Raw genomic sequence first — 10,714 nt, forward strand, 5'->3', positions numbered from 1 at the left:
ACCCCTCCCCGCTCCACCTCTCCGCCCGCCGCGTACGCCGCCAGCTCCTGGCGCACCTCCTCCGTCGTCTCTCCCACCACCGCCAGCCGGTACTCGAATCGGGCCCGGCCCGTGTTCGCCGTGAAGCAGAGGTCTCCCAGCTCCTCCGGCCCCTTCCCCTCCAGGCGCTTCGCGTAGCTGCCCGCCAGCGCCCTCAACGTCTTCTCGCTTCGCGCGGACACGCTGAGCACGTGCTTCGGCCGCTGCGCTCCCCGATTCCGCTTCTCCACCTCCGGGGCCTCTTCCAGCACCACGTGCGCGTTCGTGCCGCTGGCACCAAACGAGCTCACGCCGCCAACGCGCTTTCCGTCTCGCGCCGTCCAGGGGGTGTGCTGCGTGGGGATCTCCACTGGCAGCTCATTCCAGGGGATGTAGGGGTTGCCCCGCTTGAAGTGCAGATGCGAGGGGATTTCGCGGTGGTTCAAGGCGAGCACGAGCTTGATGAGACCCGCGATGCCCGCCGCGTACTCGAGGTGACCGATGTTGGTCTTCACCGAGCCGACCCGGAGCAGCTGTCCGCTCTCCCGCTTCTTCCCGAAGACGGCACCGAGGGCACGCAGCTCGATGGGATCGCCCAGCGAGGTGCCCGTGCCGTGTGCTTCCACGTAGTCCACCTGCGTCGGCTCGAGCCCCGCGTTCTCGAGGGCCTGGCGAATCACCGCCTGCTGCGCGAGTCCATTGGGCACCGTCAGGTCACTGCTGTGCCCGTCCTGGTTCGTCGCCGTGCCGCGGATGACGGCGAGGATGTTGTCCCCGTCCGCGAGGGCATCGGAGAGGCGCTTGAGCACGACGATGCCGCACCCTTCGCCTCGTCCATAACCGTCCGCGGCGGCGTCGAACGTCTTGCAGCGGCCGTCGACGGCGAGCATGCGGGCCTTGCAGGTCGTGATCGTCCCCTGGGGCGTCAGAATCAGGTTCACGCCACCCACGAGGGCCAGCGAGCTCTCACCCGAACGCAGGCTCTGACACGCGAGGTGGACCGCGACGAGCGACGAGGAACAGGCCGTGTCGACCGCGAGGCTCGGGCCCTGCAGGTCGAAGAAGTGCGACAGGCGACCGGTCGCGAACGTGAGCAGGCTGCCGGTGAGATAGGTCGCGTCGATGCTGTCGGCGCCCTTGGCTTGGATGAGCTGGGTGTAATCCCCGGTGCCGCCGCCGATGAACACACCCGTCTTGCTGCCCGCGAGGCTCTTGGGGGCGATTCCCGCGTGCTCCAGCGCCTCCCAGGCCACCTCGAGCAACAACCGGTGCTGCGGATCCAGGTTCGCCGCCGCGCGCGGAGGAATGCCGAAGAAGTAGGGGTCGAAGAGATCCGCCCCCTCCAGGAACGCGCCGTTCCGGGTGTACATCTTCCCAGGAGCGGAGGGGTCGGGATCGTAATAGGCATCGATGTCCCAACGGCTGCGCGGCACCTCCTGGACGGCGTCCACGCCTTCGCGCAGCAGCTTCCAGAACGACTCCGCATCGTTCGCCCCACCCGGGAACCGGCAGCCGATTCCGATGATGGCAACGGGCTCCGCCGTCTTCTGCTCGGGGAGCTCCTCGCCCGCGGAGCGAAGGAGCATCTTGGCCAGGCTTACGCGCTTCTCGGGGGAGAGACCGCGAACCAGCTTCTCCATGACGTCACTCATCTGAGTCCTCTCCAGGGAAAGAATGGGCGAGCGAGTGCAGCTCGGCCTCGGACAGCCGCTCCGCCTCACTCAACAGTTCGAGAATGGCGCTGTCCTCGAGGGACGGCTCCGGGTGCGACGAAACGAGCGCCGCGAGAGCCGGCACGTCCCTCGCCAGGAAATCGGTCAGCTCCGCGACGGTCGGGTACTCGAAGGCGAGCGTGGACGGGAGCTTGTGCCGCAAGCTCCTCTCCAGGTGATTCTTCAGCTCGACGGACATGAGCGAGTTCATGCCCATCTGGAAGAATCCCTGCTGGGGCGCCAGCGCCGAGGGGTCGGCCCCCAGGACACGCGCCGCCTCGCCCCGGACATGCTCCAGCAGCAGGGCGCGGCGTCTGCCCGGGGGGGCCTCCTCCAGGCGGAGCAACAACTCGGAGCGGGCGGCGCCCTCCGCGGCGGGAGCCTTCGTTGCCGCCGTCCCCGTCGAGATGTGCTCGAGCAAGGGCCGGCGCCGCCGGGCCTCTTGCAGCGGCTTGAAGCGGCTCCAGTCCACGGCCGCGACAGTCCTCTGGGTCACCCCCGCGCCGACGAGGCGCTCCAGCAGCGAGAGCGCCGCTTCGGTCGGAATCGCCTCCAGGCCCACCTGCGAGAAGAAGCGCTGGGCCTGCTCGGAACCCGCCATGCCTCCTTCGCTCCAGCGGCCCCAGTTGATGCACGTCACCGCGAGCCCCAGCGACTTGCGATGGCGGGCGAGGGCGTCGAGGAAGTGGTTCGCCGCGGCGTAGGCGGCCATTCCCTGAGCGCCCCACACGGACGACGCGGAAGAGAACAAGACGAAGCAGTGGAGCGGCAGATCCCGGGTGAGCTCGTGCAGCATCCACGCGCCCATGGCCTTGGGGTGGAACACCGAGGAGAGGACCTCCGGACCGGTGTCCATCAACGGGCGGTGCGCCGAAACGCCCGCGGCGTGGAAGATGCCCACGAGCGGAACCGGGCCGCGTCGGAGCTCCTCGATGAGCGCGCGAACCTGCGCCGGCTCGCCGACGTCGCACCGGATACTCCGGACCGAGACACCCTGCGCCTGGAGCTCCCGAATCACCTTGACCTGACGTGCGGCGTGGCTGTCGCTGGGGAGAGCGTCCCATTGGCTCTGCTCGGGAAGCCCGGTGCGTCCAGCCAGGACGAGGTGGCGGACACCTCGCGCCGCCAGCCACCGTGCGACCTGCAGACCGAGGCCGCCCAGTCCGCCGGTGATGAGGTAGGCCCCGTCGGTGTGCCAGGTGAGCTCGCCCGCCGGGGGTAGCTCGCCATGCATCAAGCGGGCCACGTGCCGCTTCTGCCCGCGGTACGCAATCTGGTCCTCGCCATCGGGTGCCCACAGCTCTTCACACAGCGCCTCGACCTCGCCCGCGTTCCCCTCTGGAGAGAGGTCCACGAGCCCGCCCCACAGCTCCGGGTGCTCCAGCGCGAGCACGCGGCCCGCGCCCCACAGCGGCGCTTGCGCGACGGACACCGCGTCCGAGCCCACGGCCTGAGCGCCCCGCGTCACCAGCCACAGCCGCGTGTTCGCGTTCATCCCCCGGCCCAGGCGCTGCACCAACGACAGCAGACTTCCGCAGCCAAGCCGCAGCGCCTCGTCCAGCGCCGTCCCGCCCGGTGCCGCGCCGCCGCCAAAGTCCAGGTTCCAGAGGTGCACCACGCCCCGGAAGGGGCCGCTTCCATCTCCCGTCAGCCGGTCGATGACGCGCTGCCAATCCGCGGGGTCCGCTGGATTGACGCTCTCCTGGTCAGGCCCCCGCGCCTTGTCGCCCAGGCCCGCGTGGAGCACCGTGCAGCGCTCGCCTCGCGCCCGCAGCCGTGCGGCCAGGGCCTCGCCCACGCCCGTGCGGTCAGAGAGAAGCAGCCACCGTCCAGGGGCCGCGCCCTTCCGCTCTCCGTCGCGCCCCGCCGCGCGCGCCTTCTCTGGCCACGACACCTCGTAGACCCACTCGCGCGACGCGAGCGGAGCCAGACTCTCCAGTTCCGCGTCCTCGGAGGGCGCCGCCCAGGCCCCTCCGCTCTCGAACGCCGCGAGCGGTGTCAGGGCTTCGAGCTTCGCGCGATTCACCCGGGCCAGGTAGGGCCCACCGGCATAGTCGTCCTTCTGGGCGACCAGCAGCGCGTAGCTCATCAGTCCCTTCTCGAGTGCCTTGCCGAAGTTGCGCATGGCATCGAAGTTCCGTCTCACCAGGTCGCTCAGCTTGAAGCGCTGAGCGACGAGCTCAAGGTGGCGATCGAACCCGGGGTCATCGAGGAAGTTGGCGGCTTCGCGGCTGATGTCGATGCTCTCCACCACGCGGAAGTGGTGGCGGGCCAGCAGCTCCGCCCATTCCTCGGCGTTGATGTTGTACGAGGCCGTCTCCTCGACGTTGATCGCCGACGCGCCGTTGGCGATGAAGTCCGCGAGGAGCAGGAACCCACCGTTCAGGAGACTTCGAGAGAGGTTCGAGAACAGCGCGTTCTTGTCGGCGACGTGAGTGGCGACCTCGAACCCGAAGGCCACGTCGTAGCGGTCCGGGAAGGCATCCTTCGCACTGTCTCGCGCGAAGACCCGGACACGGTCCTGGAGCCCACGCGCCCGCACGCGCTCCACGTCGATGGCCGCCTGCTCCGCCGAGATGGTGTAGCCATGCAGCGTCAGGTGCGGGAACTTCCGGGCGAGCGAGATGAGGTCGGAGGCGTACCCGCATCCGAAGTCGAGCACCTTGCGCACGGAAGACCAGCGGACTCCACGGAACAGCACCGACCGCAGCCCGCGCTGCCCGTCGAGCAGCACCTCCGTGTGCTCCGGCCGCTCCGAGAGCCCGTAGACGCTCATGAGCCAGGAGAAGCCCGGCACGGGCTGCCGCTGGATGCCAAAGGTCAGGTAGACCTCATCCGGCGCCAGCACCCGCTCCCGCTCCACGGAGTCGTCGTAGAAGCGCGAGGGCGTTCCATCGGCGTGCTCGGGCTCCGCCGCTTCGGGATGCGCGTTGGCCACCAGGGCCACGGTGTCTTCCTCGCGGGAAGTGGACGGCCCCGCCGCGAGACGAGGACCTGCTCGCCGTGGCTCCAGCCAGAAGCGTGAGCGCTGCCAGGGATAGGAGGGAAGGAGCGTGCACTGGCCGCGCTCGGAATGGAGCGCCCGCCAGTCGATGGGATGCCCCGCCGTGTGCAGGGCCCCGAGGGACTGCAGCAGGACCTCCAGCTCGCCCTCGTCCCGCCGCAGCGAGGGCAACACGAGGCCCTCCTGCTTGGAAGCGTGGGAGATCCTCTCGATGGACTGCAACAGGATGGGATGCGGGCTGAGCTCCAGGAAGACGTGGTGCTGACCCGCCAGGAGCTGCTGGATGACAGGCGAGAACAGCACCGGCTCACGGAGGTTCCGCTGCCAGTAGGCGGCATCCCAGTCCATCCCATCGGTCGCGCCGCCCGTGACGGTGGAGTACACGGGCAGGCTCGCCGCCTTGGGATGCACCTCCTCGAGCACGCCTCGCAGCTCGGAGAGCAGGGGCTCCACCTGGGGGGAGTGGGAGGCGACATCCACCTTGATGCCGCGGCAGAAGACGTTCCGCTGCTGCAAGCGGGCCATGACCTCCTGCAACGCGTCCGGATCGCCCGCCAGCACCGTGGTCGTCGGGCCGTTGCTCGCCGCGATGGACAGGCGGGCCTCGAAGCCGGCCAGGGCACTCCGAGCCTGGGAGAGGGAAAGCTCCACGAGCGCCATGGCGCCCTTGCCACGGATGCGTCGCAGCAGCACGCTCCGGCGGCAGATGACCCGGGTGGCATCCTCCAGGCTGAGAACGCCGGCCACGTAGGCGGCGGCCACCTCGCCCATGCTGTGCCCCACCACCGCATCGGGCTCGATGCCCCAGGCGCGCCACTGCGCCGCGAGCGCCACCTCGATGGCGAACAGCGTCGGCTGGATGACGTCGATGTCTCCCATCCGGGACGACGCCTCGTCCGCGTTGAGTTGTTCCAGCAGGGACCAGTCCACATGGGCCCGCATGGCCCGGTCACACGCCTCCAGCGTGGAGCGGAACACCGGTGAAACGCGGAGCAGCTCCCGGGCCATGCCGGGCCACTGGGAGCCCTGACCGGGGAACACGAACACCACCTTCGGCCGGCGGTGCGAGGCTTCGCGGTAGGAGACCGCCGGGCGGGGCTCGCCTCGGAGGAAGGCACCCAGATGGTCCGCGAGCTCCTCGTGCGTGCGTCCGACCACGGTCAGGCGGTGCTCGTAGTGGCCGCGCCGCGCGCTGGCCGTGTAGCAGATGTCCTCGAGTCGCGGACGGGCACCCGGCCCTCCCGTCGTCAGGAAGGCCTGATACGCGCGCGCGAGGTGTTGGAGCACCTGCTCGCCGCGCGCCGACAGCGGCAACAGGTATGCAGGCCGCGCGGGTGCGTCCTCCGGGCTCCGCCGCGCCTGCTCCGGCGCCTCTTCGATGACGAGATGCGCGTTGATGCCACTCAGGCCGAACGAGCTGATGCCCGCCACGCGCTTGCCGGACCCGGCCTCCCAGGATTGCAACCGGGTGGGAACGGTGAGCGGCAGCTCATGCCAGGGGATGGCCGTCGTGGGCTTCGCCAGATGGAGGTGGGGCGGAATCTCCCGGTGCTGGAGCATCAGCACCACCTTGATGAGCCCCGCGATTCCAGCCGCCGCCTCCAGGTGCCCGACGTTCGTCTTGACGGAACCCAGGGAGAGCGGCTGCGACCGGTCTCTTCCGGGCTCGAACACCTTCTGCAGCGCGCGGATTTCAATCGGGTCGCCCAGCGGGGTGCCCGTCCCGTGGGCCTCGATGTAGCCCACCTGCGTGGGCTCCACGCCGGCGCTGGCGAGCGCCCTGCGAATCACCGCTTCCTGCGCCGGCCCACTGGGGACCGTCAGCCCGCCGCTGGGGCCGTCATGGTTGACGGCGCCTCCGCGGATGACGGCCAGCACGGGGTCTCCGTCAGCGATGGCATCGGAGAGTCGCTTGAGAATCACGACGCCGCAGCCCTCGCCACGCACGTAGCCGTCAGCGGAGGCATCGAAGGTCTTGCAGCGCCCCGTCGGTGACTGTGAGCGGAGCCGGGACGAGACGATGTGTCCCTCCGGCGCGAGAATCACGCTCACGCCACCCGCGATGGCCATGTTGCTCTCTCGGGCGCGCAGGCTCTGGCAGGCCAGGTGCACCGACACGAGCGACGAGGAGCACGCGGTGTTGACCGCCATGCTCGGTCCCTGGGCGCCCAGGATGTAGGAAATCCTGCCGGCCATGAAGCTGGAGTCATTGCCGAACGCCATATAGGCGTCCATCAATGCCGGGTCCCCCTGCTGCGCCTGGAGCTGGGCGTAGTCGTTGAGCATCACCCCGACGAACACACCCGTGAGGCTGTGGGTGATTCGCTCCTGGGCCTGCCCCGCGTTGGCGAGGGCCTCCCACGTCACCTCCAGCATCAACCGCTGCTGGGGATCCATGCTCGCCGCTTCCCTCGGCGAGATGCCGTAGAACCGGGCATCGAACTCGTCGAGCCGGACTCCCTTCAGGAAGCCGCCCCAGCGGGTGTACATCTTCCCCTGCGCGTCGGGATTTGGATCGTAATAGTCCTCGAGAGCCCACCGGTCTGGCGGCACCTCGATGATGGCGTCACGTCCCTCGCGCAGGAGTTCCCAGAACGCCGCCGGATCATTCCCTCCACCCGGAAAGCGGCACGCCATGCCGATGATGGCGATGGGCTCCCTCTTCTCGCGCTCGCTCGCCTCGAGCCTGGCTTGCATCTTCTCCAGCGCAACCAGGGCGCGAGCCAGACGGCCACTGTGATCCTGCTGTTCCAAGGAGCTGCTCATCTTCTTCGTGCCTCTCTCAGGAATGTCGCGGCAAGGATGTCGGAGCAGGGCTTCGGACAACGGTGGGAACTAGTTCCCGCCCATCAGCTTCTCGAGGGACGCCAGCTTCTGGTCGAGCATTGCCCCCAGCTCGTCTTGAGGGAGCTGCTCGAGCTCCGCCAGCGTCGTGTCCGGGGCTTCTCCATTCCCAGACGACTTCTCCGCTCCGGACACGAGGGGTCCCAGGGCGAAGACCTCCGTGGCCAGATGGTGGGTGAGGGACTCGATGGTGGGGTGCTCGAAGACCAGCGTGGCCGACAGGGGACGCTCGAGGCCGAGGCTGGCCTGAAGGCGGTTCCGCAGCTCGACGGCCATGAGCGAGTCCAGACCCGAATCGAACAGCCCCTGGTTGTCTGGGATGGGCTTGGAGGCATCCAGCCCCAGCACCTGGGCGACCTGATGATGGACGTGCTCGAGCAGGGTCTCCTGCTGCCGGTGGCGCGGCAGGCCCTTCAAACGCTCCAGCATCGGAGTCACCGTCGCGCGGGGCCTCCCCGCCCGCGCCTCGTCGATGGGCTGCTCCAGGAGCTTCGAGGCGCCCGCGTCTCCGAAGCGCTGGACGTACTTCGTCCACTCGATGGGCAACACCGCCACCTGCGCCGAGGCCGCCTCGAGCACCCACCCCAGCAGCTCCAGGCCCTGCTCCGGTTCGATCCAATCGAACCAGCGCCGCTGCTCAGGCACATGGAGCGAGGCCGCCATTCCGCCGCCGCTCCAGGGTCCCCAGTTGATGCTCACCGCCGGGAGCCCGAGTGCCCGCCGGTGGTGTGCGAGCGCATCCATGAACGCGTTCGCCGCGGCGTAGTTGGCCTGCCCGGCGGCCCCCAGCAGCGAGGCCGAGGAAGAGAACAGGACGAAGAAGTCCAGCTCCAGGTCCTTCGTCTGGTGGTGCAGGTTCCAGCTGCCCTGCTGCTTGGGCGCGAGCACGCGCTCGAAGCGGGGCCAGTCCTGCTGGAGGAGCATGCCGTCCTCCACCACGCCGGCGACGTGCATCACGCCGCGCAGCGGAGGTCCGCTCCGGGCGATGGTGGCCAGCACCCGCGCGACATCGTCGGCTCGCGAGACGTCACCCTGCACCCACTGGATGTTCGCGCCGGCCTCCCGTAGCGACCGCAACGCGTCCCGCGCCGCGTCGCTGGCCTCCTTGCGCCCCATCAACACCAGGTGCCGCGCCCCACGCTCGACCATCCACCGAGCCACGTGAAGGCCGATGGCCCCCAGTCCGCCCGTGAGCAGGTAGCTCGCATCCTGCCGGAAACGTGAAGCCGAAGGCCGAGCGTCCAGGCCCGTGCACCGCACGAGGCGAGCGACATACCGCCGTCCGTTCCGATAGGCGACCTGCTCGCCGTCCGGAGCACGGAGGAACTCCTCGGTCAGCAGCGCGAGATCGCTCTCGCGCGGGCCGGAATCGAGGTCCAGGAGCGCCCCCCAGAGATCCGGGTGCTCCGTCGCAAGGGTGCGACCAAAGCCCCACAGCGCCGAATGCGTCAACGCTGGCACGAAACGCTCATGGCCCGTGCGCTGCGTGCCACGTGTCACCACCCAGAGGCGCGGGGGGACCGCGGCCCCGGTCCTTCCGAGGGCCTGAACCAGGTGGAGAGCACTCTTGCAGCCAACATCCCGTGCCGCCGGCTCCTCCCCTCCGCCATCGAGTCCCCACAGGTGCACGACGCCCGCGCAGGGCTGGCCGCTCGTCCCCTCGGCCTCCTGGAGCATGCGGGCGAAGTCCTCGACGCGCGCCGGGTCGAGGGTGAAGGTCCGTCCGTCACGAGCCTCATAGGCACTTCCGGGACGAGCCAACACGCAACGTGCCCCACGGGCTTCCAGGGACTTCGCGAGCGCGGCCCCGAGGCCCTCGGCATCAGCGAGCAGCACCCACGTCCCGTGAAGGGCAGCGCCCTCCGGGAGGCCACTTCGCGAGCGCGGCTCCCACCGGACCTCGTAGGCCCAGTCATTCCCCGTCCCGACCATCCGCCGCAGCGCCGAACGACTCACCCGCTGGAACCGGAGCCCCTCCAGCTCGGCGCACACCGCGCCGGCCTCATCAAGGAGGCGCACGTTCCCGGTCAACGTCCCCTCGGCCATGGGCTGTTGAGGCTGCAGCGAGACGTGGCTCCAGCACGCCGTCCCCGGCGCACGCCAGACCGTGAGCCGCCTCAACCCGACGGGCAGGTAGAGCATGTCCTCGGAGGCACGTGCGTCTTCCTCGAGACGCACGGCACCACAGAGCTGGAGGCAGGCATCGAGCAGCGCCGGATGGATGGAAGCCACCACCTCGTCCGAGGCCAGGCTCTCGGGGAGCTGAATCCGTCCCAACGCCTCCCCACGGCCGAGGCGTACGCGCTCGACACCGCGGAAGCCCGGCCCGTAGCTGATGCCCCGCGCCTGGAAGTACTCGTAGAGCGTCGCCGCCGGTACCTCCTGGGCGCACCGTGCCAGCAACCCGTCGAGCGAGAGGGGCTCGGGCGCGGCGATGCTCTGCTGGGCCTTGAGGAGCGTCCCCGCCGCGTGCAGCCTCCAGGCGTCGCCCCGCGCGCTGAAGAGCTGGAAGGCGAGCGTGTCATCGCCTCGCGGCGTGAGGATGAGCTGGAGGGTTCGAACCTCGTCACCGTGCAGGACGAGCGCCTCATGGATGAGCAGCTCTTCCACCGCATGAGCGCCAGCACCGAAAAGCTCGGTGGCCGCGGCCCGCGCCATCTCCATGTAGACGGTGGCGGGTAGCACCGCCGCGCCATGCACTCGATGGTCCTCGAGGAACGCCAGCGCGCCGGTGCTCACCGAGGACTCGAAGACCGTCTCCTTGAGGACCGGCGACGAGATGCGCCGCCCCAGCAGGCGATGGGTGCCAGCACCCGCGGTTGCGGCGCGCTCGGGCCCGCGAGGTCGCTCGACCCAGTAGCGCTCGCGCTGGAAGGGATAGGTGGGCAGCGAGGTGCGGCGCCACGCGCAGTCCTTGTCGAACCCCGCCCAGTCCACCTCCACGCCTCGGACGTACAGCCTCGCCAGGCTGCCCAGCATCTGCTCCCAGTCGCTGCTGCCCTGCCTCAGGCTTCCCACCCACTGCGCCTCTGCCTGCCCCAGGTACCTCTTGCCCATCCCCACCAGCGTCGGCTTCGGCCCCACCTCCAGGAAGACGCGGTACCCCTTCTCGTACAGCCCCTTCAGCCCCTCCCAG

The 10,714-nt window shown here is 69.5% G+C and carries 3 protein-coding genes; all 3 read right to left on the reverse strand.

What is annotated here, in order from left to right; translation table 11 throughout:
• On the reverse strand, positions 1–1,670 hold a 1,670-nt coding region (locus HG543_RS46265; protein ID WP_246357784.1), incomplete at its 3' end, for a type I polyketide synthase.
• On the reverse strand, positions 1,663–7,431 hold the full coding sequence (locus HG543_RS46270; RefSeq protein WP_281404538.1) for a type I polyketide synthase: 5,769 nt from the start codon (positions 7,429–7,431) through the stop codon (positions 1,663–1,665). The genes HG543_RS46265 and HG543_RS46270, both read right to left, overlap by 8 nt.
• Positions 7,432–7,569: 138 nt before the next feature.
• Positions 7,570–10,714 (reverse strand): type I polyketide synthase (locus tag HG543_RS46275; protein WP_169351368.1); only part of this gene is annotated, 3,145 nt, incomplete at its 5' end.

Origin of the sequence: Pyxidicoccus fallax (genome assembly GCF_012933655.1) — a bacterium.
In the GTDB taxonomy this organism is placed as follows: Bacteria; Myxococcota; Myxococcia; order Myxococcales; family Myxococcaceae; genus Myxococcus; species Myxococcus fallax.

What these genes read in the sequence shown, in the direction of transcription:
- HG543_RS46270 (WP_281404538.1), bottom strand. Translation starts at nt 7,431, where the DNA reads ATGCAAGCCAGGCTCGAGGCGAGCGAGCGCGAGAAGAGGGAGCCCATC.